Source organism: Tenacibaculum aiptasiae, assembly GCF_965221665.1.
GTDB lineage: Bacteria > Bacteroidota > Bacteroidia > Flavobacteriales > Flavobacteriaceae > Polaribacter > Polaribacter aiptasiae.
The window spans coordinates 1739472-1763761 of record NZ_CBDCSN010000002.1 but is presented as its reverse complement, the minus strand read 5'-3'; the positions used below and the strand labels follow the sequence as shown (position 1 = coordinate 1763761).

Here is a 24290-nt window from a genome sequence, read left to right as displayed (position 1 = left end):
AACTTAATTATATTTATCCCTATGAAAAACATTTTTAAAACCTTAACACTTATAGCTCTATTAATTGGTGGAATGGCCTGTAAAACCAACAAGTATTCTTTTGTAAGTGAATACCCTGTAAAACAATTACCTTTAATTGATAGCACCAACTTTGATAATCATGTAGAAGGAAAACTTTTAAATAAAGAAGAGCAAAAATTATTAAAATTACCTTCGATTTTTGAAGATCAATTAAATAATGAAAAAGCTAAAATTGGAATTTCATACTTACCTAAAATATCAGATAATTTTCAATCAGTTGTTTTCTATTTCTACCCAAATAACAATGAAGTTATTTCAATGTTAGTAAACTACGATAAAGACTTTACTGTAATTAACAGTCAAGTTTTGGCTTATGATGAAATTGCTGATGGTATCTTAAAGACAACTTCAAAAATTGATAAAAACAGAATTATGTTAACAGAATATGTTTCTGATAACCCTTCTACTCTTTATTTTAAAATTTCAGACAAAGGAGATATCACTAGAGAATAAATAATCTCTATTGAAACTTCAGAAGCAAAATTAAGAGGTAGTTTATTTATATTTACTGAATAATGATTATAGATCAAGAAGAAAAATTCACACAAGTACTTTCAAATATAGAAGGAATAGTTAATGAGCAAAGCTTTTTTAATAAATTTTTAGAGTTATATCCAGAAGCATGGAAGCAACATAAAATTGCATTTTCTAAATTTAAAAGAAGTAAACAATTTGGTAAAACTATTCCCTTGCCTAAACCTGAGGTTTCTTTAAAAAAAGAAATCAGAGTTTGGTTAAAAAAACAATAGATTATGACGCATAAAGAATTCAATTTTAATTATCATAAAACAACTTTTTTTGGTCAATATTGGCAGCCCGAAACTGTAAAAGCTGTGGTAATTCTAGTTCATGGAATGGGAGAACACTCTGGTCGTTATCAACATGTTGCTAAAAAACTTACGGATAATAATTTTGGAGTTATTGCTTTTGATCATTTTGGACATGGTAAAACTACTGGTAAACGTGGTCATAATCCTAGTTTTGATACTGTTTTAGAAAGTGTTTCTAAATTAATAGAACAAGCAAAAAACGTTTTTGGAAACAAACCAATGTTTTTATATGGACATTCTATGGGTGGAAATACTGTAATTAATTATACACTTCGTAATGAACATGAATTAGTAGGAACTATAGCAACCAGTCCAATGCTAAAATTAGCATTTCAACCTCCAGCTTGGAAATTATCTATTGGAAAATTAATGCAAAAAATTGCTCCTTCTATTACTTTACCTAGTGAACTAGAAACTTCTCATATTTCACGTATTCAAGAAGAAGTAGATAAATATGTAAATGATCCATTGGTACACGATAAAATAAGTCCAAACTTTTCATTATCCTTCTTCGATTCAGCAGATTGGGCTATAAAAAATGCTGCCTCTTTAAAAACTCCAATGCTTCTATTACATGGAACTGATGATAAGATTATTGATTATAAAGGAACCGAAGCATTTGCTAATAATACCGACAACACTACTTTAAAACTTTATCAAGGAGGTTATCATGAATTACACAATGATTTATGTGCAGAAGAAATGCTTAATGATATTGTAAATTGGTTAAATTCAAAAACGAAGTAAATAAACTTGTTATCTAAAGTATTATATTGCGTAAACTTTAATACAAACAGTAACTATGAGAAGATTACTATTACTAGTAATAGTTTTAACTATTATTTCATGTAAACAAGAAAAAAAGAACTACGTTTTGTTTTCTGGTAAAATTGAAAATCCAAACAGTGGTTTATTAGCTATTATAAATAGCGAAAACAAAAAAGTAAAAGAAATAGATGTTTCTGAGGCTGGAACTTTTTCTGATACTATTTTTGATGCTAATGGGTACTTTAGGTTTTCTGACGGAAAAGAAAGTTCTACTATTTATTTGCAAGACGGGTATGATATTACCCTAAATATGGACGCTAAGGAATTTGATGAAACCATTACTTATAAAGGTGAAGGTAGTAATGAAAATAACTTTTTAGCTCAAAAATACTTAATCAAAGAAAAGCAAGACACTAAAGATTTATTTTCTTCAGAAGAATCAGAATTTTTAAAGAAATTAGATAATCAAAAAACCGAATTGCTAAATTCTTTTACTGACAATTTAGACAAAGACTTTGTTGAATTGGAAAAAACAAGCATTAACTATGATCGTATTATGACTGCAAAACAATATGAGCGTGCACATGCTTATTTCACCAAAAATAAAGATTTTAAAGCATCTAAAGATTTTCCTGATTTAGCGAAGGATTTAAATTATGATAATGAAGAACATTATAAAACATTCTCTGCTTACAAAAATTTAGTAGGAAGAAATTTTTATGCTAAAGTTGATGAAGCTGTAAAAAAAGATAGTGTTGCTTTTGACAAGGCTGCTGTTGATTTTATTAAAAAGGTAAAAAGTGAAGTTATTAAAAACGGATTATTAAAAAGTGTAGCTTATGAAGTTTCTTTTGAAAATCCAAAACCAGAAGGAATTTACAATGCCATTATGCAACTTTCAACTGATGAAGATTTCAAAAAAGGATTAACTCAAAAATATGAATTAATCAAAAAACTTGGCCGTGGTTCAGATTCTCCTGCATTTGAGAACTTTGAAAACTATGCTGGTGGTACATCTTCATTAAAAGACTTTAGAGGTAAATATGTATATATTGATGTTTGGGCTACTTGGTGTGGACCATGTAAAGCTGAAATACCATCATTAAAAAAAGTCGAAAAACAATACCACGATAAAAACATTGAGTTTGTTAGTATTTCAATAGATCCTAAAAAAGACCATGGTCTTTGGGAACAAATGATTAAAGATAAAGAACTGGGTGGTGTTCAATTATTTGCTGATAAAGACTGGAACTCTAAATTTATTAAAGACTATGGTATTAACGGTATTCCTCGTTTTATATTAATTAACCCAGAAGGAAAAATTGTTAGTGCTAGTGCTCCTAGGCCATCGAATAAAGCTTTAATTGATTTATTTGATGAATTAAAAATTTAAAGTAATAAACACAAAGCCTTTTTAGTTAACTAAAAAGGCTTTAAATTATCTATTCATATTGCTTAGACTAGCTGAACATATTAATAACAACCTTCCTTTTTTAAAAGAGAAAAAGCTTTTAATTGCTATTTCTGGAGGAGTAGATAGTGTTGTCTTAACACATTTATTACATCAATTGAAATTTGACATTTCATTAGCTCATTGTAACTTTCAATTACGAGGTAAAGAGAGTGATTTAGATGAAGTTTTTATTAACGATTTAGGAAAAAAACTTTCCTTAAATACCCATACAATTCAATTAAAAACAGATGAGTATGCTAAAAAACATAAATTATCAATTCAACTAGCTGCCAGAAAACTCCGTTATGATTGGTTTAATGAATTAGCTAAAGAACATGATTTCGATTACATCTTAACAGCTCATCATGCTGATGATAATTTAGAAACATTTTTAATCAATTTAACAAGAGGTACTGGTTTAGAAGGTTTAACAGGAATTCCTACTATAAATGGTAATATAGTACGTCCTTTATTGATTTTTTCAAGAGAAGAAATTAAGAATTTCGCCATAACTAATGCAATTCAGTGGCGAGAAGACGCTAGTAATTCTGAGACAAAATACCTTAGAAATAAAATAAGGCACCAAATTATCCCTGTTTTAAAAGAGGTTAATCCTAGCTTATTAAATTCATTTATCAAAACGAATGAATTTTTAAAACAATCTCAACAAATTGTAGATGACAAAGTAAAAGAAATATCTTCTGAAGTCCTTGTTAACAAAGGGGATATTATAAAAATAGACATTAAAAAAATCTTATCTTTTTCCAACCCAAAAGCTTACCTATATCAGATTTTAAAAGAGTATAAATTTACTGAATGGGATGATGTTTACAATTTAATTTATGCTCAATCGGGTAAGAAAGTATCAACAAATTTCTATACTTTATTGAAAGACAGAGATTTTTTATTACTTTTACGCACTAATAAAAACAGCTCGTCTGAAAATGAACGAGTTATCATTTATAAAGAAAACACCCAAATAGTAAGTCCCATTAACTTATTATTTAAAAACGTTCAAAAAAAGACAAGAACAGATATAAATACTATTTATGTCGATAAAAATTTATTAAATTACCCCCTCATCCTAAGAAAATGGGAAAAGGGTGATTATTTTTATCCTACTGGAATGGTAGGTAAAAAAAAGTTAAGTAAATATTTTAAAGACGAAAAGATATCTGTTTTTGACAAAAAAAACATTTGGTTGCTTTGTTCAGGTGATAATGAAATAATATGGATTATCGGAAAACGACAGGACAGACGTTTTGTATCCTCTAACAACACAACCCAATTATTAAGAATAACTATATAAAAACAACCCCTTATAAACTAACTCGAATGAAAAAATTCTTTACTCTATTTTTATTGTTCATAGGTTTTACGGTTTACTCTCAATCAGATGACAATCCTATTGTTGTAACTCCTACCGTTGAAAAAATTTCGGACACTGAATACGACTTAATTTTCGAAGTAGAAATTGCTGAAGATTGGCACTTATACTCGCAATACAATCCAGAAGATGCTTCTTTACCAATGACTATTGCTCCTGCAGAAGGACAAACTGGTTATACACTTAATGGTAAAGCTAAAGAAAGTGAAACTGAAACTGAATTCAGTGAAATTTGGGGAAAAGATGAAATCTTTTTTGTTGATGAAGCTAGATTAATTCAACGAATTACTGTTTCTGACCCAAGTTTAACTCAAATTACACTTAACTTAGATGCTCAAATATGTAAGGAATACTGTTTACCTTTTGATGAAGATTTTACTTTCTCTTTAACTGGTGAAGAAGTTGTTCAAACTGTAGCAGAAGTTGATGATAAAAGTCAGTCTTTATCACAAACATTGAACTTAAACTTAAAAAACACAATTTTATTAAAGAGTTCTACTGAAAAAACTAATGACGAAGAAGGTGATACTTTGTTTAACATTTTCTTATTAGGATTTGTTGGAGGTTTGTTAGCCTTTTTAACTCCATGTGTTTTCCCAATGGTTCCTTTAACTGTATCGTTTTTTACAAAGCGTTCTGAGAAAAAAGGAAAAGGAATAGGTAGCGCTTTATTATATGGTTTCTTTATCGTTTTAATTTACGGACTTTTAAGTTTACCATTTCACTATTTAGATACTTTAGACCCAGAAATTTTAAATACTATTTCAACTAACATTTGGTTAAATGTATTTTTCTTTGTGGTACTTATATTCTTCGCAGGATCATTCTTTGGTTTCTACGAATTAACATTACCAAGCTCTTGGAGTAATAAAGCTGATAGCGCTTCAAATATTGGAGGTATTATTGGTACTTTCTTTATGGCATTAACTTTAGCTATCGTATCATTCTCTTGTACAGGACCTATCTTAGGATCTTTATTAGCAGGATCATTAGGTACTAATGGAGGAGCAATGCAATTATCTGCTGGTATGATAGGTTTCGGTACTGCATTAGCATTACCATTTGCTTTATTTGCAATGTTTCCAGGATGGTTAAATTCTTTACCAAAATCTGGAGGATGGTTAAATACTGTAAAAGTAGTTTTAGGTTTCTTAGAATTAGCATTTGCATTTAAATTCTTATCTAATGCAGATTTAGTTGGTCACTGGGGAGTATTAAAAAGAGAGGTTTTCATTGGAATATGGGCATTAATTGCTTTCTTAATGGCTCTTTATTTATTTGGTATCATCGGAAAAAAGTATGGTAAAATTTCTTTCTTTAGAGTTTTACTTGGTTTAACTGCTTTAGCAGCTGCTGTATACTTAGCTCCAGGTGTTATGGAAAAACCAGCATGGAATCAAGGAAAATTATTAAGTGGATTTGCTCCACCTAAGTTTCACAGTATATATAAAACAGACAACCAATGTCCTCTTAACTTAAATTGTTTCAAAGATTTTGAAGAAGGTATTGCTTATGCTAAGTCTGTAAACAAACCTGTTTTATTAGATTTTACAGGTTGGGCATGTGTTAACTGTCGTAAGATGGAAGAAAATATTTGGAGTCAACCAGATATCTATTCATTAATCAACGATGATTATGTATTAATCTCATTATATGTAGATGATCATGAAAGAAAATTACCAGAAGATCAACAATTCGATTTTATTAAACCAAATGGAAAAGTAAAAAGAATTAGAACTTACGGTGATAAATGGGCTACATTACAAGCAGCAAACTTTAAAACTGCTTCACAACCTTTCTATGTATTAATGAGTCCAACTTTAGAGGTACTTAACTCTCCTCAACAATATACCGATCATTCAACTTATTATAAGTGGTTAAAAACTGGTTTAGATCGTTTTAACAACAATTAATATAAGTTAGTAAATAAATTAAAAGCCTCTTAATTTTATTAAGAGGCTTTTTTTATACATGAAATCTAACTTTTAAAAACTTTTAGATTTTCTTTTTATAAATATATTAAAGAGGAATTCCTCCTTCAAAGCAATCAATATGTATTCTTACACATCCTATTGCATCAGGATAATTAGATAATTGATTACAAGATAAACAACCTGGAACTGGACCAAAACACAATCCATTATCTATATAATAATCGCAAACCGACCCTCCATTAATTGCTATTTGCTCTGCTTTTGATAAAGACTTTCCTAAATTTAAAATTTGCTTTTTCATTTTATAAATTTATAATTAAAAAAATTAGATTAAATGACACCCTGGATAATCGTCTCTAAAACACAGTTCCAATTGTGGGCAACATCCTTGTCCTGCAGGACAATCTTTATGAGTTAAACAACTTTCGTGCTTTCCTCCATTAATAGTTCTTTGTTCTGCTTTATTTAAAGCCTTACCAATATTTAAAATTGATTTTTTCATAACTCTATTATATTTTAAAATAATGTTCCATAAATTCTTACTTCAAATCCTGAACCTCCCCAATGTAAGGTACATGGTTCACAACTTGTTTGAGCTGGATCTGCTCCATTAGAAATAGCTGCAGCCATAGCACTATTACATCTACTCATAGATGTATAACAACTACTTCCTATGAAAGTAATCCCTCCTCCATTAATTAATTTTTGCTCTTTTTTGTTTAGAGTTTTCCCTAAACTTATAATTGATTTTTTCATTTCTAAACAGTTTAATTATTAAGGCTCTAAAGGCGCAATCATACATTGATAACCACATCCTGGAAAATACACCCAAGGACTTACACAGTTTACATTAGCAACAGGTTGTTCATAACATCCTCTGCTATTTGGTCCATCATTATTATTTCCTTCTCCAGGACCTTCTCCTCCATTGATAGCTTTTTGCTCAATTTTGTTTAGAGCTTTTCCTACATTTAAAATTGATTTTTTCATTTTATATGAATTTAAAAATTAATTAAATCCTTGATCATTTAACGACACTCAAGGATTGTGTCTATTCTTCGCGAAAGAATATTTATTTAATAATATTTCTAAGTTGATAGAAAAAACGTTCTATCAAGCGTAAATCTTCAGTTACAATATTTGCAGTTCCTTTCATTTCTTGTCTGAAAGCTATTTTTTTACCATAAGTAGTTTTTAAGTCCTGTGGTAAGTCTACATCTATTAAATAACTTCCTTCTTCATTTGGAATTAAGGATATTGATTTAACGGTTCCATTTAATTCTCCAAACTCATCTGATGGGTAATTCAATAATTTGATCTGAACCTTTTGTCCTTTCTTTATCTTTCCTGAATTCGCTGCTGGAGCTTTTATTTTTCCTATAAATGAGTTTCCTTCTGTTGGAACTACAATAAAAATTAATTCTCCTGTTTTTACTGTTTGATTTTTATTCCAAAATGATAAAAATGATACTTTACCATTGATAGAAGAGGTTAAAGCATATTGCTTTTCCCAATCCTTTATTGCTTTCTTTAAGTATAAAAACGATTGAATTGCTTTGTTTTTTAAACGAATGTCATTTTGTGTTTTCTTTATAGAAGTACCTTGTAGATTTTTAGCTGAATTACCAATTAATTCTCTAATTTGTGATACAGAGGCTTCTAAACCTTTATAAGCTTTTTCGAATTGTAAATAATCTACTTTTTTTTGCTCAACTTGTTTCGCTGAAATTACTCCTTGTTCAAATAAACTTTCACTTCGTTCTAAATCCTTTTTTTGGATTTGTAATTTTTTTTGATCAATTGCTTTTTGTGAGTTTAAAGTAATTAATCTGCTCTTGGCTTCTATAAGAGATCTTTCATTAGCAAGGCTTTCAGATTTAAAGGGTGTGAGTTTCTCGTTTAAATCATACTCTGTATAATCATTTTGAAATTGTGAATAACTCACCGTAATATCTCCTAAGAGTAAAGGAGGAATCTTGTTAATAGGAAAAGAAAATTTATCTTTATCTCTACTAATGGTATCAACAATACTTTTTAATAATAATACATCTTTATAAGATGCACTATTATCTATAACAGCGAGTACTTCATTTTTAGAAACGTTTTTCTCTTCACTAGCTAAAAAAACTTCGAACTGCCCCGTTGATTTTGCATATATTTTTTCAGGAGGAAATGAGGTAGTTACCATTACCTCAGAAGTAATTACATCAGGATACTTAACAAACCATGAGATAAATAAAAGTAAAAGAATTAATAATAAGAATAAGGTATTTCCCCAACGAATCATCCAATTGGGTACTTGATTTAAGATTTCTTGTACTTCTTCACTGCGAATTTCTATATCTTCTATTTCTCTTGGCATATTTTATTAGGTTTGATTAAGCTAAGGGAAGCAATAAATTGCTTCCCTTATAAGGATAAAATAATTTACCCTTGTTATAGTTAAGTGTTTTTTAATTTAACTCACCTTCATCCATACAAGAAGCATGTACTAATACACATCTACTTGCTCCTGGATATCCGCTCATTTGACCACAAGGCAAACATCCTGGTACTGGACCAAAACATAATCCATTATTTATATAATAATCGCAAGGAGATCCTCCGTTTACTTTTTTTTGTTCTGTTTTATTTAAAGCTTTTCCTAATTTTAAAATTGATTTTTTCATAATTTAATTTTTATACTCTTTTAAGAGTGTTAGTTATTTTTTTTTACAATAAACAGTTTCCCATAAAACAACGTACAGGACACCAACGATTAGTAGTGTGAGTGTTTCCTCCTGCACACCAGTATAAACCACCATTAACCCCTTTTTGCTCTTTTTTATTTAGAACTTTTCCAAGATTTAATATTGAGTTTTTCATCTTTTTACAATTAATGATTCTTATACAGGATCAACTGGACCTCCGCCGTTTCCTCCACCTGAGTTTCCTCCACCTGAGCTACCTCCTGTATTACAGCTACAGTTTAATGGCTTCCAAAAAACTTGTTGTAAATAAGGATCGGCACACCACTCAAAACATGGTCCGTAAAATTGTTGTCCTCCATTAATAGATTTCTGCTCAGCTTTGTTTAAAGCCTTACCGACATTTAAAATTGATTTTTTCATTTTAAAAAATTTAAATTGATAAAAATCCTTGATCATTTAAAGACACTCAAGGTTTGCGTCTATTCTCTACGAGAGATATTTTTCAGAACTTAGCCTAGTTTTATTAAAAGGCTTATAAATTAGCTTAACAGTATTGAGCAATACATTCTCCCATACATACTCCATACACCATTCGATCGCCTCCACTATTCGCTATACAGTAACTTTGGCAATCAAAACAGTTAACTCCTCCATTAACTTTTTTTTGCTCATCTTTATTTAAGACTTTTCCAAGATTTAAAATTGATTTTTTCATTATTCTATATTTTTTATATTATTTAATTATTCTGAATCTTTAAAATGGACAAGGATCTGTCTCATAAGGGCAGAAATCAAAATTAGACCAGCAATTACATGTACCATCACTACACCACTCAACACATCGTGTCCCTTCACTTCCTTTGATCTTCTTAAGCTCTTTTTTAGCTAAAGATTTTCCTAAGTTTAAAATTGACTTTTTCATTTTACCATAGAAGATCATTACCACCAGAGCATACACCTCCTGTACAAGTATAAAAAGGATCATTCCCTATAAAAGGGTATTGACTAATCCAAAAACCTTGCGTTCTTGTACAACAGAATTGATATAAAGTAGGTATGAAACCTCCACTAATTTCTTTTTGCTCTACTTTATTTAAAGCCTTTCCTAGATTTAAAATTGATTTTTTCATTTTAAGATGTATTAAAATTGATTAAATCCTTGATCTTTTAAAGACACTCAAGGGTTGTGTCTATTCTTTGCGAGAGAATATTAATCCTAAAGTTCAAAGCAACCATTATCTAAATTAACGCAAGAAGCTGCTCCTGGATAATTACCTATTTGACTACATGGTTTACAATATGGATCATTATCAGCAAAACAAAGGTTTATCCTAGCATAATAATCACAATTATCACTACCACCTTTAATTAATTGTTGCTCAGTTTTACCTAGAATTACACCTACTTTTGAAAGTTCCTTTTTCATTTTAAAAGAATTATAAAATTGATTAAATCCTTGATCTTTTAAAGACACTCAAGGGTTGTGTCTATTTTTCGCGAGGAAATTTTATTCGTCATTATGAATTGAATGAAGTAATTCTATTACTTCATTTTTACTCTTCATTTATTTTATTTCATTTTTCATGAAAAACCTAAAACTGATATTCTAATAATGAAGAGTCTATATATTATCACCTATTCTAATAGCAATTTTTAACTAGTCGATAATTAAGTTCCTTATTTTTTCAGAAAAACTCTAACAAATTTTTCTATCATAATTTTCTTATATCTCACGCAATTATTTGATAAGGTGCTCTAAAAGAAGAACACCTCTATGTTTTTTATGTCTTAAAACCAAGTAAGGATATCTCCATCTTCTCCTCCTGCACCACTACCACATCCATGGATATTATGTACACATCTACCGAAATTATTTAAACAATATGGATATCTACAATCTCTTCCATCTCTATCTACAATACCAAATCCTCCTTTAACATTTTTTTGTTCAGCTTTATGTAAAGCTCTACCTAAGTTTAAAATTGTTTTTTTCATCACTTTTAAGATTTAATTAATTTGATTAAATCCTTGAACTATTTAAAGACACTCAAGGTTTATGTCTATTCCTCGCGAGGGATTTTTACTTATTATTATGAGCTATGTTTAGCAATTTGATATATTCGAAGATTAATCAGTCTTTATTTCATAATAACAACTTTTATATGTAACTACTTACCCAAGTCAAGTTGATTTTTGACTAGGTGATAATAACTTCCTTTTAATTTGATAAGTTCTTCATGAGAACCTTTCTCTATAATATTTCCTTTGTCTAATACAACTATTTGATGTGCATTCTTTACAGTACTTAGTCTGTGAGCAATAACCACAGCTGTTTTATTAGCAAAAAATGTGTTTAACTTCTCCATAATCACCTTTTCATTGTTGGCATCTAAAGCTGAAGTTGCTTCATCAAAGAATAAAAACTTTGGGTTTTTATATACCGATCGAGCGATTAATAAACGTTGTTTTTGTCCTGTACTCAATCCATTTCCTTCACTTCCTATTTTAGTATTGTATCCTAAAGGAAGTCCTTCTATATAATCTGAGATGTTAGCTACATCAATAGCATGTGCTAGTTTTTCTTTGTCTACATAATCTTCTCCTACAGCAATGTTTTTAGCTATGGAGTCATTAAAAATATATCCCTCTTGCATTACCACTCCTGAGTTTCTTCTCCATTCTTTTTGTGAGATGTTTTTCAGATTAAAATTATTAATCATAATATCTCCTTGGTCTACCTGGTAAAACCCAAGTAATAATTTCATTAGTGTTGTTTTTCCACTTCCACTAACTCCAACAATAGCAGTGGTTTTATTAGCAGGTATTTCTAATGATAAATCTTTAAGTACTGGTTCTAATCCTCCTGTGTATCTAAAAGAAATGTTCTTTAGTGTAATTGCAGCATTCTCTGGAATATTGGTTACTTTCTCATCATCTGGATTTTCTTCATCTTCCATATTATGAATTTCACCTAACCGATCTACTGATATTTGTGCATCCTGTACATCTCTCATAAAATTAATCAGCTGAGTAATAGGACCGTTTAATTGTCCAACGATATAACTAATAGCCATCATCATACCTAAACTTATTTGTCCATCTATAACCAACTTTGCCGATAAAACAGTGATGAACATATTTTTAAGTTCGTTGATAAAGTTAGACCCTACACTTTGTGTTTGTTCTAAAGCTAAACTCTTAGTAGCTACTTTAAATAAACGAGCTTGTACATATTCCCAGTTCCAGCGCATGCGTCTTTCTGCATTGTGAAGTTTAATCTCTTGCATTCCATTGATAAGCTCAATTACTTTACTTTGTTCTTGACTTACTTGTGAGAATCGTTTGTAGTCTAATTCTTTTCGTTTTTTGAAAAAGAAGAGTACCCATCCAAAGTATAAAACACTTCCAAGTACAAATACTCCAAATATTTGCAAGCTGTAATATCCTAGAACTAAACTGAAGATAATTAGGTTAAAGAAAGAGAATAATACGGTTAATGATGATGTGGTTAAGATTCTTTCAATACGTTTATGATCGTTGATTCTTTGTAATAAATCTCCTGTCATTCGAACATCAAAATAAGAAATAGGTAATTTCATTAATTTGATAAAGAAATCAGAGATTAAAGAAATATTAATCCTGGTACTTAGATGTAATAAAATCCAACTTCTAATAATTTCCAAAGAAGCCTTTCCTATAAACAGGAATAGTTGAGCAAATAGAATAAGGTAAACAAAATTTAAATCTTGATTTTCAATACCAACATCTACAATACTTTGTGTTAAAAAAGGTAGGATTAATTGTAATAAACTTCCAGCTAACAACCCTATAATTAGCTGTACAATAAATTTTTTGTATTTGAATAAGTATTTGAATATGAATGAGAATCCAAATTTTTCGTCTTCTTCAAATTCTTCACTATAAAACTTAGGAGTAGGTTCTACTAGTAGTACAATTCCTTCTTCTGTATTTTCATCAGCATTATTTCCTATCCAATGTTGAATAAACTCTTCTTTAGTAAAAGTGATGAGTCCATGAGCAGGATCGGAGATATAAACTGTATCTTTTTTAATTTTATAAAGCACCACATAATGATTTTTATTCCAGTGTACAATACATGGTAATGGCGCTTCTAATAGTTTTTTATAAGCTAGTTTTACACCTAAAGATCTAAAACCAATAGATTCAACAGCTTCGCTTAAACCTAACAAACTACTTCCTTCTCTAGTAGTTTCACTTAAGTTTCTTAACTGTTGTGTATTAATAGTTTTACCATAGTGTTTTGCTATGATTTTAATACAAGTAGGTCCACAATCTTTGGCCTCTGTTTGTTGGTAATTTGGGAATTTTTTCAAGCAAAAATATTTTAATTAAAAAGAGATAAGAGTAATTCTTATCTCTTTTTTACATTATTGGTTCCAAGCATAAATACATACTCCATTTATGCATTCTGAAGGACCAGAAAAAACGTTGCAATCTGAAGCACTATTACAAGGATGTAATACTCCATTACCCCCTTGAATAATTTGTTGCTCCGTTTTGTTTAAAGCCTTTCCTAAATTTAAAATTTGTTTTTTCATAACTAAATGATTTTTAAGATTAATAATCTTTTTGGTTTAAATACAGCAGTTACTTGCAGGATGGTATTGACATCCAGAAATATAAGTACCTCCACAACTTGCGTTATTTTGAGCTAAATGGCTAGTTGTACAACATTGCATTGCTGGATCACAACATTTAAATGGTTTTATTCTCCATCCACCTTCTATACTTTTTTGTTCACTTTTATTTAAAGCCTTTCCTAAGTTTAAAATTTGTTTTTTCATGGTTAGTGTTTTTAAAGTTTAAAAGCAAATACAGTTTGTTGAAGTTCCATAACCCCAAGCATTAGGATTCCATACACCTCCCGTATTACCACACTCACTTGGTGTACAACATCTTTTATCTCCATAATTTACCAAGCACTTAAATTTGATTGGTGAAAGAATCGGATTTCCTCCAAAAATTTCTTTTTGACTTTCTTTATTTAAAGCCTTTCCTATATTTAAAATTGATTTTTTCATTGATTTGAATGTTTTTCTAATTAATCTTATGAATTGCTAGAATTCATGATTTTTTCATACTCTATCCTATGCAACAAGTATCAAACTCATCAACACAAAATCTATCAGGAACACAACCTCCACCTGTATTTCCTCCTCCTGTGTTTCCTCCACCAGAAGAACCACTTCTTACACAAACATAACCTTGGCAATGAGTACCAGTAGGGCAATCTCCGTTTGCATCACAAAAACCTAGAGCTCCGTTTCCTCCAGTAATCTTCTTTTGTGTTTCTTTATTTAAAACATTCCCTATATTTAAAATTGAGTTTTTCATGATTTAATTTTTTAGTTAATAAGCCATTACACAACAATTTCTTCTACAGAATGTTGGTGCTCCTGGTAGAATAGTATTCACGCATGATCCACAATTACTTACATAGTACATAGCAAAACCATTACATGACGTTCCAAATCCTCCGTTAATTTTCTTTTGAGTCTCCTTATTTAAAATCTTTCCTAAATTTAAAATTGAGTTTTTCATAATTAGAAAGGCATAAATTGACAATAAAATTCAGAACAGTGTCTACCTGAGTCTTCACATATACCATCATGATTAGAATCACATTGTTTTCTTCCACCATTAATAGTTTGTTGTTCTGCTTTATTTAGAACTTTACCTAAGTTTAAAATTGAGTTTTTCATAATTAAAATTTTAAAAATTAACTTATTACTATTTTATAAACCTCCTAGGTATTCACAATTGTTTCCATAAACAATACAATAGTCAAATGATGGTGGACAGATAGGATTTGAATAACAAATTATCGGTTTTCCTCCCTGAACTTTTCTTTGTTCCGCTTTATTTAAAGCCTTTCCTAAATTTAAGATTGATTTTTTCATAATTAATATTTAAAAAAAATTACTTTTGCGGTGAACATTTAAAGACACTCACCTTTGTGTCTATTCTTCGCGAGAGAATTTTGTTCTAAAGCAAAGCCCTTTTTTAGGGCTTTGTCTTTTTTATCATGTTTTTATGATACCGTTTTCATGGATATAACAGGCTGACTGCTTTCTTCTAACTCTTCTATAAAGAAGATTAAATCTGTACGGCTATATTCTTTTGGAAATGATCTTCCATTGATTAAGATTTCTGGAGTAAAATTGATGGCATTCTCCTTACACCAAACATTTTCTTTTTCTAATTCAGCTACATATGTTGTTGAGTCTATACACTCTCCCCATTTTTGTAGCCATACTGAAGGTTTCTCTCCTTCATAAATCTCATCCATTGCTTGTAAACATTGTGGAGCTCCTTGAGTATTATAAATCTCAAGTAATCTACTTGTAATTTTAACAACATCACTATTGGTATCTTTAGTGCTAATATTAAAGCGAACCTTTATTTTTACATTGTTTTCATACCTATTTAAAATAGCATCTACATGCTGATGAACTGGTTTACAATGTCCACAAAAAGGATTGGTTACAATGACTACTTCTAGTCTTGAATTTGGATTCCCAAAAACAATTTCTTTGCTATTATCTAATTGTGTGTTTAATTGTGGCTCCTTGTGTAATAAGCTTTCAAATAAGGTATAGTTTCTCTTAAACTTTACATTCTCTATTTTTTCTTTTTTCAACTCATTTACATCTGTAATTAAAGGCTTTACATAAAACCATGTTAACCAAGTAGCGACTGCTACAAAACCAAACAACACAACATCAGTAAGTATAAAGCTATTGATATAAGTACTCGTTAGTACAGGTATTAAAGCTTGTACCCATAATACTCCTACAATACTTAAACATAACATACACCATTTCTTTACTACAGCATATTGATAGTAAATAGAATATAAGGTAACTGGGATTGCTACTAAACTTATAGTATATGAAATAACAGGATTAGCTGCTTGGACAAATGTTAAAGCAGTTAATCCTATAAAATATAGAATACTAAAATCACTTAATTTATATCCTTTTATAATTTCTGCTCCTTTGGAAGTTAAGACAGCATCACAATCTTTTTTATCATCTGTTCCTGAACAAAAAGCATCCCCTATAGATGTTTTTAAACCAAGCTCTTGTTTTACAATAGCAATACTAGTTACTAATCCAACAACAGAAAGTATTAAATAAGCAATGGTATATAAAGATGCTGAACTTTGATATATCATAAAGACAGCTAAAAGTGATAAAACACTTGTAGCTAGAATACTTCCTATATTTGAAGCTGTTTTTCCCGATGTACTATCTTCTGTTTTTTCAACAGCAACTATGATTCCTGTAAACTTTTGAAGGAATTCGCTTTCTGAAAGTTTTTGTTTTTTTCCTTCTGTATCATACAGTGTATAATCTAATCCTTTTCTTTCAACAACAATTAAATCTTTACCATTTTCAGTAGTTACTTGTGCAATAAAACAATCAGGTAATTGTAATAAAGTTTCAGTGTTTACAGGTACATCAGCAGCAACATTTTCTATATTAAAATGATCTAAGACTCCTGTTATAGCATGTAAACTTGGATAAGAAGGATGACTTTGAATTTGAAATGATAGTTCTTCTTTATCAAAGGATATGCGGTTTTTTCGTAATAATCTCTGTACTAAATTGATTAATGTGTCTTTCAAAAGTTATATTTTTTAGAGTAGCTATTTTTTGTTGTCTCCAAAGCTATTTTTAAACCTTCAAAAAAACCTCTAAAAAACCATAAAAAAAGTAAGGGTTTACCTTACTTTTTTTATTTTATATAACTCCTATCTCTCTAGCCTTCAATATTAACTCTCTGTCTCCCTTGTTTTTAACACCAAAAACCTTACGTAGCTGACGTTTTCTTTTTTCAATACTTGCTACAGAAAGCGGAATGTAATTAGGAAGGTCTTTCATTCTTGATCCGATAGACAATTCATACAATATTTTTCTATCCATTGAATCTAACAAATACTCATTTGAAATTTTTTTCCTTAGAAGTTTTAAAACAGTTCTACTATAATAAGGAGTTTCATTTACTACAGAGGCAATAGCTTCTTGAAAACTATCAGAAGTCAAGTCTTTTTTAATTAAAAAACCTTCAGGGTTTAAATTTTTAAAAATACTATGTACCATATAATTATCACTACATGAAGTCGATACAATCAACTTAGTTGTGGGTAATAGTTTTCTAACTAAAATTCCAAAATCTAAACCTGATAATATTCTTTTATCTTCCGTAGGTGGTAATTTCAATTCTAAGATGATAAAATCTAGATATGACTCTGTTTCTATTATTCTTTTAACAACATCAAATGCTCCTTCATAATTGTAGGCTACATCGATATTAAACAGATAAATCTCGGTATCTTTAAATGGGGTTAATATTTCTTTATACTTTTCACATATAAGCGGACAACTATCTACAATCAATGTAGATTTTTTCTCTTTTTCCATAATAATATAGTTTCGGGGGATCTAATTTCATAATAGACAATAATATTCTATTAACTAACTCATAACTTTAATTTTACGACTTGAAAGTTATAGAAAGAATTTCACTTATACAAAAAAGCATAAAACAAACCTTCAAAAAAATTCTTTATCTTTAACAAAAAAGAAAAAAGCTATGTTAGTAAAAGTCTATGGAAGTGCTGTTTTTGGCATTGATGCCACCATAATAATTGTTGAAGTAAATATTGATAAAGGTATTGGATATCATCTTGTTGGCTTACCCGATAATGCTGTACGCGAAAGTTCTTACCGAATTTCAGCTGCACTACACAATAACGGTTATAAATTTCCTGGAAAAAAAATTATCGTTAATATGGCTCCTGCTGATATTCGAAAAGAAGGGGCTGCTTATGATTTAACTTTAGCTATAGGAATACTTGCTGCTTCTAATCAAATACAATTTGAAAATATAAATGAGTATGTTATTATGGGAGAACTTTCTTTAGATGGAAGTTTACAACCTATAAAAGGAGCTTTACCAATTGCTATTAAAGCTCGAGAAGAAGGCTTTAAATATTTTATTTTACCTGAAGAAAATGCTAAAGAGGCTGCTATTGTAGATGGTATTGAAGTTTTTGGAGTAAATAATATCATGGAAGTTATTCATCATTTCAATGGTAGTCAACACTTAAAACCTACTTATGTTAATACTCAATCTGAATTCTATAATCGATCAGATTCTTCTGAATTTGATTTTTCAGATGTAAAAGGACAAGAAAGTATAAAAAGATGTATGGAAATTGCAGCAGCGGGTGGACATAATATTATTTTAATAGGACCACCAGGAGCTGGGAAAACAATGTTAGCCAAAAGACTTCCATCTATATTACCTCCTATGACTTTACAAGAAGCTTTAGAAACAACAAAAATACATTCTGTAGTAGGTAAAATAAAAAACTCTGGACTTCAATATAATCGTCCTTTTAGGTCACCTCACCATAGTTGCTCAGATATTGCTCTAATTGGCGGAGGAAATAATTTACCACAACCAGGAGAAATATCATTAGCGCATAATGGTGTTTTATTTTTAGATGAACTTCCTGAATTTAAACGTGGCGTTTTAGAAGTAATGCGTCAACCTTTAGAAGATAGAGAAGTTACAATATCTAGAGCTCGATTTACAGTTAGTTATCCTAGCAGTTTTATGTTAGTAGCAAGTATGAACCCTAGTCCATCAGGCTATTTTAATGATGGTAACTCACCTGCTACTTCTTCTCCTGCAGAAATGCAACGGTATTTAAGTAAAATTTCTGGTCCATTATTAGATAGAATAGATATTCATATTGAAGTTACTCCGGTTCCATTTAATAAGCTATCAGAAGATCAAAAAAGTGAAACAAGTATTGAAATTAGAAAAAGAGTTATTAAAGCTAGAGAAATTCAAACAAATCGCTTCTCTTCTTTTGATACTATTCATTATAATGCTCAAATGAACGTAAAACAAATTCGTAAATATTGTAAACTATCTGATGAAAGTAATGAATTATTGAAAAAGGCTATGGAAAAACTAAATCTTTCTGCAAGGGCTTATGATAGAATTTTAAAAGTTTCTCGTACTATTGCCGATTTGGCTTTATCTAATGATATTCAATCGCATCATATTTCAGAAGCTATCCAATATAGAAGCTTAGACAGAGAAGGTTGGTTAGGATAATTTAGTATTTAAGGTTACTCTAAATTTAAAATTAGTAATTTAGTGCGCTACAAACCTTAAATTAAACTTAACAACTAATGAAAAAAATAGTTTTTTTAATAGCTATGACAGTAGCTATGATTTCTTGTAAAAAAGAACCAAACAATTTTGTTACTTTTTCAGGAAAAATTACCAATAAAAACTCTGATTCTATATTAATTTCTAATCCTCAATTACAATTTAGTCGTACAATTAAAGTTGATGATCAAGGAATGTTTAAAGATACAATGAATGTTAAAGATGGGTTTTATCGTCTTTTTGACGGAAAAAAAGCTACTGCTTTATATTTAAAAAATGGAGCTGTAATTAATATGATATTAAATGGAAATGAATTTTATGAAAGTATTTCTTATACAGGTGAAGGAGCCTCTGAAAGTAACTTTTTAGCTAAATCTACTTTATTAGAACAAGAACTTTTTAAAAATCAATCGCTTTTTAATTTACCTCAAAAAGAGTTCGATACTAAAATAAATGCTTTTGTTGATGCCTTTAACAAAAGAATCAAAGAAACTAAATTAGATTCTGCTTTTGTTGCTGCTCAAGAGAAAAACATTAAAGGTTTAACTCAGTATGTAAATAAAACTCATGCTAATAATTTATATGTAGCTACTAAATTAGTCAAAGGAGCTGATTCTCCTAAATTTGTGGATTATGAAAATTACAAAGGAGGCACCACTTCTTTAGATGATTTAAAAGGAAAATATGTTTATATAGATATGTGGGCTACTTGGTGTCCACCATGTAAAAAAGAAATACCTTTCTTGCAAAAAGTTGAAAAACAATATCATAATAAAAACATTCAGTTCGTAAGTATTTCTGTTGATAGCGAAAAAGATTATCAAACGTGGAAAAACATGGTTGCTGATAAAAACTTATCAGGAATTCAATTATATGCTAAAAAAGACAAATCTTTTGCTAATGCTTATAGAGTAAATAGTATTCCTCGTTTTATTTTAATTGATCCTCAAGGAAAGATTGTGACTGCGAATGCTCCTAGACCATCTAGTCCAAAATTAATTGAATTATTTACATCTTTAAATATCTAATTCAATAGTATTATAGATAAAAATAAAAAGCTCGTCAATTGACGAGCTTTTTATTTTTATAGTAATTTGTTTACTAATTTTTCTAATTTTTCCAATCTCTTTTTTAAATCTTCATTCTCCTTCTTAACCTTCTCAACTTCTAATTTTTGATTTTTTAAAGTCTCTATTTCTTTTTCTTGTTGAATAGTATACAACGTTAATTCTTCAATCTTTCTTAATAATTTAACGTTCATTTTACCTAACTCAATTCCTTTATTCGCTTTCACTTCACTAGCTGATGGTATATTAGGTAAATGTCCTTTTTCTTCTATATGTTTTTCAACTTCTTTTAATGTTGGCAACTCATACTCTTTTGAAAAAACATAATCTGGCCAATTAGTTTGTAATTGTACTTTTACTTCTTCTGTTATAGTTTTTCCTGCTATTGCTAATTTATAACTCGAAGGAATCGTCGTTGTTCCAATACCTACATTACCAGATTTATTAATCTTCATGGTTGCTCCTAATGTACTTCCATTTGGGTAAAAATAAATTCCCGAAGCTGTATTAGCTGCAATTGTAGGAATACCTGCTCCATACTTATTTCCCCAAGAAAGGTTATGTCCATCTTTCACTATAATACTTCCATTTACATCTAATTTTTCTCTTGGTTCAACAATACCTGCTCCTATATTTCCTGAATTCGTATTCATTACTAAAGAATGATCAACCCCATTAATTGTTCTATTTTTATCAAAACCAAAAAAACCAAAAACATCTCCTATTCCTCCTATATTAACTACATTATTACTCGCTGTTTTTTGTCTAATTAATGATTGATAAGTACCAGCTTTTAACTGAGTCGAAGAATTAATTCCTCCTGTATCTGTTTTCCCTGTAAGCCAAATACCTTGAGATGAAGCAAAATTAATATTTCCATTTACATCTAATTTTGCCATTGGTACAGTAGTTCCTATTCCTATAAATCCGTTATCAACATTCATAATCAATGAATGATCAAAACCATTACTTGTTCTGTTTTTATCAAAACCAAAAAAACCAAAAACATTTCCTATTCCTCCTAAATTAACAACATGGTTACTCGCTGTTTTTTGTCTAATCAATGATTGATAATACCCTGTTTTTAATTGTGTAGATGAATTAATCCCTCCAGTATCTGTTTTCCCTGTAAGCCAAACACCTTGAGATGCGGTAAAATTAATATTTCCATTTACATCTAACTTTCCAGAAGGAGTTTCTGTACCAATACCTATTTTCCCATCTCCTTTAACAGTAATTCCTTGTCCTTTATTAAAAACTTTTAAATCATAACCTACTCTGTTGGTAAAAAGACCTAATTGTTTAGCAGATGTACTTCCTTCACCTAACCACCACATTTCAGCACCGTTTTTATCATAACCTCCAATCCAGCCATAAAAACTATCGCTAGTACCTTCTTCATTTTTATTTTGAATTTTAACTACCGGAGCATTACTTGCTATATGAAAAATTGACGATGGATTATTAGTACCTATACCTACATGACCATTTGGTTTAAACGTCATAAAAGTATCATCATAATTTTTTCCAATATATCCATAAACAAAAGAAGAAACTCCATTATTGATGTCTCCTAAAGCTCCAAACGATATAAACTTCTCCGTATCATTTTGATTTACCAGCTGAAAACTTCTAGCCCAACCTCCATTAAGCCCTGGCCAATTCGCTTTAATTTTTACTCCATTTGCTGGAGAATTTAACCCCACTAATACGTTAGGATCTTGAGCTTGTATCTCTGTTCCCCCCAGAAACATAGCAATTGCTAAAACTACTCTTTTCATTGTAATTATTTTAATTAATAAGTTATATAGAAATAAGGCCAGATTGTAAATAATCTAAAAAATTATGTAGTAGAAAATCATAGCACTTTTTCAATTACAAAAGTATAAAATAAAATCACCTTCACAATAAGAATCATGAAGGTGATTTGATATATAAACGTAAACTTTAATAAAACTATTTTAACTTTGCTTTGATTAACGCTATTTCCTTCGCTAAATCTTTAAGTTGTTTATTTTGTTCTTTCAACTCTTGTATTTCTTTTTCTTGCTGAATAGTATACAATGTTAATTCTTCTATTTTTTGTAATAATTTGGCATCCATTTCACCCAAGTAGAAACCGTCTTTTTTCACTTCAACTGCACTTGGTATATCTTTCAAATGTCCTTTTTCTTTAATATGATTTTCAACTTCTTTTAAAGTTGGTAATTTATATTCTTTTTCAAATACAAAATCTGACCAATTAGGGAATGCTTCTACTTTAATTTCTCTAGCTCCTATTGAACCTTCAACAGCTAATTTATGACTTCCAGTAGTTGTGGTTCCTATCCCTACATTACCATTACTTACAACTACATTATGGTCAGGTTTTAAAACAATATCAGCATTTCCTGCGTCCCAAAAATTTTCAATTTCAATATTTCCATTTGAAGAATTATATAATTGAACATGGGCTCTATGATTTGCATCGCCATGATACTCTATTTTTTTACCTGCATATTTAAACTTTAAGTTATCTTTTAACAGAATATCTCCATTCACATCCAACTTAGCATTGGGTGTAGCAGTTCCAATACCAACTTTATGTCCTTGTAAAACAATACTACCACTAGCTCTTGACCAAAGTGTAATATTTCCATCAGCATTGGCACCAATATTTTCTGCATATAAACCTCCTCTATGATGCCCTTTCCCTGAAAATGCTATCCCATATGGAGTATCCATATCTCCATTAATTCCTATTTGATCTTTCCATGCTGGGCTTTGATTTTTAACATCAAACATTATCAACTTAGAACTTGTCTTTCCTTTTACTTCTAAAGAAGCACTAGGTGCTTTGGTTCCAATACCAACTCTACCTCCATTTTGTCCATGAAACCACGTATTTCCTAGTTGATCTTCCATTTCAAATGGCAGTCCATTTTGCGCTTTTAACTGTCCTTTGGTGGTAAAACCACGCAACGTAAAAGAATTTGTTTCATTTGTATTTCTTATATGTAATGCCAAACCATGAGTATTATCTGTTGCTCTAAAAACCCCATCTCCTTTTACATCTAACTTAGATACTGGTTCTGTTATACCAATACCAACTTTACCATCTGACTGAAGAGATAATAAATCTCCACCTGGATATGTTAAAAAACTCAATGTAGATTTATTTGGACTAGTGGAATTATAAATATGATTTACATGAAATTCACCATAATGATTAGAAGCTATTTTATTATTTGTAAAATGTAGTGTCCCTATATCACCTGAGGATTTAACACTAAATATTGGTCTATTATTCTCAAATTGAAAAACCTTTCCTGTAAACCATGTACTTGGATTTGTAGTTCCAATACCTACATTACCATTACTTTTAATTGACATTTTAGCATCCGCTAAAGTAGTTACAGCAGGACTTATTGAGTTATTTACTAAAAAATGTAAAGTTCCAATACCATATCCCCCCAGTCTTTCATGTACAATACCCGACTTAAACCAACCTGCTCCAACAGCTACTTCATTTAAAAAACCGATTCCTACTGCGTTTCCTCCACTTTCTACTCCAGACTTATTTATATAAGTTGATACAAAATTAAGTCCTGTATTATTTACTACAGTTTGAAGTTTACTTGAAGGGGTAGTAGTTCCTATACCTACATTACCTCCTGTATCTGTAATCTGTGCTTTCAATATTATACTACTTGTTATTAAAGCAAATGTTAAAACAATTCTTTTCATTGTAATTATTTTTAATTAATAAAATGTATAGAAATAAGGCCAGATTATAAATAACCTATAAATTGTGTAGTAGAAAATCATAGCACTTTTTCAATAGCAAATTTACTCAAAAAAAGAG

General features: G+C 29.8%; 32 protein-coding genes. 8 read left to right on the top strand and 24 right to left on the bottom strand.

The features are described 5' to 3' along the window. The first annotated feature begins 21 nt into the window (after nucleotides 1-21). The 6 genes from ACOQN8_RS08455 (at nucleotide 22) to ACOQN8_RS08430 (ending at nucleotide 6432) form a co-directional block, all read left to right on the top strand. Complete coding sequence (locus ACOQN8_RS08455; protein WP_420552345.1) at nucleotides 22-534, top strand: hypothetical protein; 513 nt, start codon at nucleotides 22-24, stop codon at nucleotides 532-534. A 62-nt stretch (nucleotides 535-596) separates the two neighbouring features. Then, nucleotides 597-830, top strand: a complete 234-nt coding sequence (locus tag ACOQN8_RS08450) for a hypothetical protein (RefSeq protein WP_272151319.1) — start codon at nucleotides 597-599, stop codon at nucleotides 828-830. A gap of 3 nt (nucleotides 831-833) precedes the next feature. After that, nucleotides 834-1658 carry an alpha/beta hydrolase gene (locus ACOQN8_RS08445; RefSeq protein ID WP_420552344.1) on the top strand — a complete coding sequence of 275 codons (825 nt, stop codon included), beginning with the start codon at nucleotides 834-836 and terminating at the stop codon, nucleotides 1656-1658. A gap of 55 nt (nucleotides 1659-1713) precedes the next feature. Next, a complete protein-coding gene (locus ACOQN8_RS08440) occupies nucleotides 1714-3072 on the top strand; it encodes a TlpA family protein disulfide reductase (RefSeq protein ID WP_420552343.1) in 1359 nt (452 codons plus the stop codon). Between the two features lie 58 nt (nucleotides 3073-3130). Further along, nucleotides 3131-4441: a tRNA lysidine(34) synthetase TilS gene (gene tilS, locus ACOQN8_RS08435; protein WP_420552342.1), complete on the top strand. Its 1311-nt coding sequence runs from the start codon at nucleotides 3131-3133 to the stop codon at nucleotides 4439-4441. Nucleotides 4442-4467: 26 nt separating this feature from the next. Continuing rightward, on the top strand, nucleotides 4468-6432 hold the full coding sequence (locus tag ACOQN8_RS08430; protein WP_420552341.1) for a protein-disulfide reductase DsbD family protein: 1965 nt from the start codon (nucleotides 4468-4470) through the stop codon (nucleotides 6430-6432). A 106-nt stretch (nucleotides 6433-6538) separates the two neighbouring features. On the opposite strand, the gene ACOQN8_RS08425 is transcribed toward ACOQN8_RS08430, so the two are convergent. From ACOQN8_RS08425 to ACOQN8_RS08320, 22 genes are all read right to left on the bottom strand, one after another. Next, nucleotides 6539-6754 (bottom strand): hypothetical protein, encoded by a 216-nt coding sequence (locus ACOQN8_RS08425; protein WP_420552340.1) that lies wholly within the window; start codon nucleotides 6752-6754, stop codon nucleotides 6539-6541. Nucleotides 6755-6778: 24 nt separating this feature from the next. Next, nucleotides 6779-6955, bottom strand: a complete 177-nt coding sequence (locus ACOQN8_RS08420; protein ID WP_420552339.1) for a hypothetical protein — start codon at nucleotides 6953-6955, stop codon at nucleotides 6779-6781. A gap of 14 nt (nucleotides 6956-6969) precedes the next feature. Beyond that, nucleotides 6970-7209 (bottom strand): hypothetical protein, encoded by a 240-nt coding sequence (locus ACOQN8_RS08415; RefSeq protein ID WP_420552338.1) that lies wholly within the window; start codon nucleotides 7207-7209, stop codon nucleotides 6970-6972. 18 nt (nucleotides 7210-7227) lie between these two features. Beyond that, the gene (locus ACOQN8_RS08410; protein ID WP_272151310.1) at nucleotides 7228-7443 is read right to left on the bottom strand and encodes a hypothetical protein; all 216 of its coding nucleotides are present in this window, start codon (nucleotides 7441-7443) and stop codon (nucleotides 7228-7230) included. Between the two features lie 82 nt (nucleotides 7444-7525). Further along, nucleotides 7526-8815, bottom strand: a complete 1290-nt coding sequence (locus tag ACOQN8_RS08405; RefSeq protein WP_420552337.1) for an HlyD family secretion protein — start codon at nucleotides 8813-8815, stop codon at nucleotides 7526-7528. 91 nt (nucleotides 8816-8906) lie between these two features. Next, the gene (locus ACOQN8_RS08400) at nucleotides 8907-9122 is read right to left on the bottom strand and encodes a hypothetical protein (protein ID WP_272151306.1); all 216 of its coding nucleotides are present in this window, start codon (nucleotides 9120-9122) and stop codon (nucleotides 8907-8909) included. A 43-nt stretch (nucleotides 9123-9165) separates the two neighbouring features. Further along, nucleotides 9166-9318 carry a hypothetical protein gene (locus tag ACOQN8_RS08395; RefSeq protein ID WP_420552336.1) on the bottom strand — a complete coding sequence of 51 codons (153 nt, stop codon included), beginning with the start codon at nucleotides 9316-9318 and terminating at the stop codon, nucleotides 9166-9168. A 20-nt stretch (nucleotides 9319-9338) separates the two neighbouring features. Continuing rightward, nucleotides 9339-9563 carry a hypothetical protein gene (locus tag ACOQN8_RS08390; protein ID WP_272151304.1) on the bottom strand — a complete coding sequence of 75 codons (225 nt, stop codon included), beginning with the start codon at nucleotides 9561-9563 and terminating at the stop codon, nucleotides 9339-9341. Between the two features lie 124 nt (nucleotides 9564-9687). After that, the gene (locus ACOQN8_RS08385) at nucleotides 9688-9858 is read right to left on the bottom strand and encodes a hypothetical protein (RefSeq protein WP_272151303.1); all 171 of its coding nucleotides are present in this window, start codon (nucleotides 9856-9858) and stop codon (nucleotides 9688-9690) included. 208 nt (nucleotides 9859-10066) lie between these two features. After that, a complete protein-coding gene (locus ACOQN8_RS08380; RefSeq protein WP_420552335.1) occupies nucleotides 10067-10273 on the bottom strand; it encodes a hypothetical protein in 207 nt (68 codons plus the stop codon). 86 nt (nucleotides 10274-10359) lie between these two features. Further along, nucleotides 10360-10569, bottom strand: coding sequence for a hypothetical protein (locus tag ACOQN8_RS08375; RefSeq protein WP_272151301.1), 210 nt, complete (start codon nucleotides 10567-10569; stop codon nucleotides 10360-10362). 362 nt (nucleotides 10570-10931) lie between these two features. Then, nucleotides 10932-11138, bottom strand: a complete 207-nt coding sequence (locus ACOQN8_RS08370; protein ID WP_272151300.1) for a hypothetical protein — start codon at nucleotides 11136-11138, stop codon at nucleotides 10932-10934. 173 nt (nucleotides 11139-11311) lie between these two features. Then, on the bottom strand, nucleotides 11312-13498 hold the full coding sequence (locus tag ACOQN8_RS08365; RefSeq protein WP_272151299.1) for a peptidase domain-containing ABC transporter: 2187 nt from the start codon (nucleotides 13496-13498) through the stop codon (nucleotides 11312-11314). 54 nt (nucleotides 13499-13552) lie between these two features. After that, entirely contained in the window at nucleotides 13553-13723 is a 171-nt protein-coding gene (locus ACOQN8_RS08360; RefSeq protein ID WP_272151298.1) for a hypothetical protein, read from the bottom strand. A gap of 36 nt (nucleotides 13724-13759) precedes the next feature. Next, nucleotides 13760-13969: a hypothetical protein gene (locus tag ACOQN8_RS08355; protein WP_420552334.1), complete on the bottom strand. Its 210-nt coding sequence runs from the start codon at nucleotides 13967-13969 to the stop codon at nucleotides 13760-13762. Nucleotides 13970-13987: 18 nt separating this feature from the next. Then, on the bottom strand, nucleotides 13988-14206 hold the full coding sequence (locus ACOQN8_RS08350; protein ID WP_420552333.1) for a hypothetical protein: 219 nt from the start codon (nucleotides 14204-14206) through the stop codon (nucleotides 13988-13990). Between the two features lie 61 nt (nucleotides 14207-14267). After that, on the bottom strand, nucleotides 14268-14519 hold the full coding sequence (locus ACOQN8_RS08345; protein WP_272151294.1) for a hypothetical protein: 252 nt from the start codon (nucleotides 14517-14519) through the stop codon (nucleotides 14268-14270). Nucleotides 14520-14534: 15 nt separating this feature from the next. Further along, the gene (locus tag ACOQN8_RS08340; RefSeq protein WP_420552332.1) at nucleotides 14535-14726 is read right to left on the bottom strand and encodes a hypothetical protein; all 192 of its coding nucleotides are present in this window, start codon (nucleotides 14724-14726) and stop codon (nucleotides 14535-14537) included. A 2-nt stretch (nucleotides 14727-14728) separates the two neighbouring features. Continuing rightward, entirely contained in the window at nucleotides 14729-14887 is a 159-nt protein-coding gene (locus ACOQN8_RS08335; RefSeq protein ID WP_272151292.1) for a hypothetical protein, read from the bottom strand. Nucleotides 14888-14920: 33 nt separating this feature from the next. Beyond that, nucleotides 14921-15085: a hypothetical protein gene (locus ACOQN8_RS08330; protein WP_420552331.1), complete on the bottom strand. Its 165-nt coding sequence runs from the start codon at nucleotides 15083-15085 to the stop codon at nucleotides 14921-14923. Between the two features lie 131 nt (nucleotides 15086-15216). Then, nucleotides 15217-16815 carry a vitamin K epoxide reductase family protein gene (locus ACOQN8_RS08325; protein ID WP_420552330.1) on the bottom strand — a complete coding sequence of 533 codons (1599 nt, stop codon included), beginning with the start codon at nucleotides 16813-16815 and terminating at the stop codon, nucleotides 15217-15219. Between the two features lie 115 nt (nucleotides 16816-16930). Next, on the bottom strand, nucleotides 16931-17611 hold the full coding sequence (locus ACOQN8_RS08320; RefSeq protein WP_272151289.1) for a DNA-binding response regulator: 681 nt from the start codon (nucleotides 17609-17611) through the stop codon (nucleotides 16931-16933). Nucleotides 17612-17783: 172 nt separating this feature from the next. Here ACOQN8_RS08320 and ACOQN8_RS08315 point away from each other — a divergent pair, with 172 nt between their 5' ends. Both ACOQN8_RS08315 and ACOQN8_RS08310 read left to right on the top strand, forming a co-directional pair. Beyond that, nucleotides 17784-19322, top strand: coding sequence for a YifB family Mg chelatase-like AAA ATPase (locus ACOQN8_RS08315; protein ID WP_420552329.1), 1539 nt, complete (start codon nucleotides 17784-17786; stop codon nucleotides 19320-19322). Nucleotides 19323-19399: 77 nt separating this feature from the next. Beyond that, nucleotides 19400-20407, top strand: coding sequence for a TlpA family protein disulfide reductase (locus ACOQN8_RS08310; protein WP_420552328.1), 1008 nt, complete (start codon nucleotides 19400-19402; stop codon nucleotides 20405-20407). A 56-nt stretch (nucleotides 20408-20463) separates the two neighbouring features. Here ACOQN8_RS08310 and ACOQN8_RS08305 read toward each other — a convergent pair whose 3' ends face one another. Next, a complete protein-coding gene (locus ACOQN8_RS08305) occupies nucleotides 20464-22227 on the bottom strand; it encodes a hypothetical protein (protein ID WP_420552327.1) in 1764 nt (587 codons plus the stop codon). 175 nt (nucleotides 22228-22402) lie between these two features. Beyond that, nucleotides 22403-24172 carry a hypothetical protein gene (locus ACOQN8_RS08300; RefSeq protein ID WP_420552326.1) on the bottom strand — a complete coding sequence of 590 codons (1770 nt, stop codon included), beginning with the start codon at nucleotides 24170-24172 and terminating at the stop codon, nucleotides 22403-22405. Nucleotides 24173-24290: the final 118 nt, after the last annotated feature.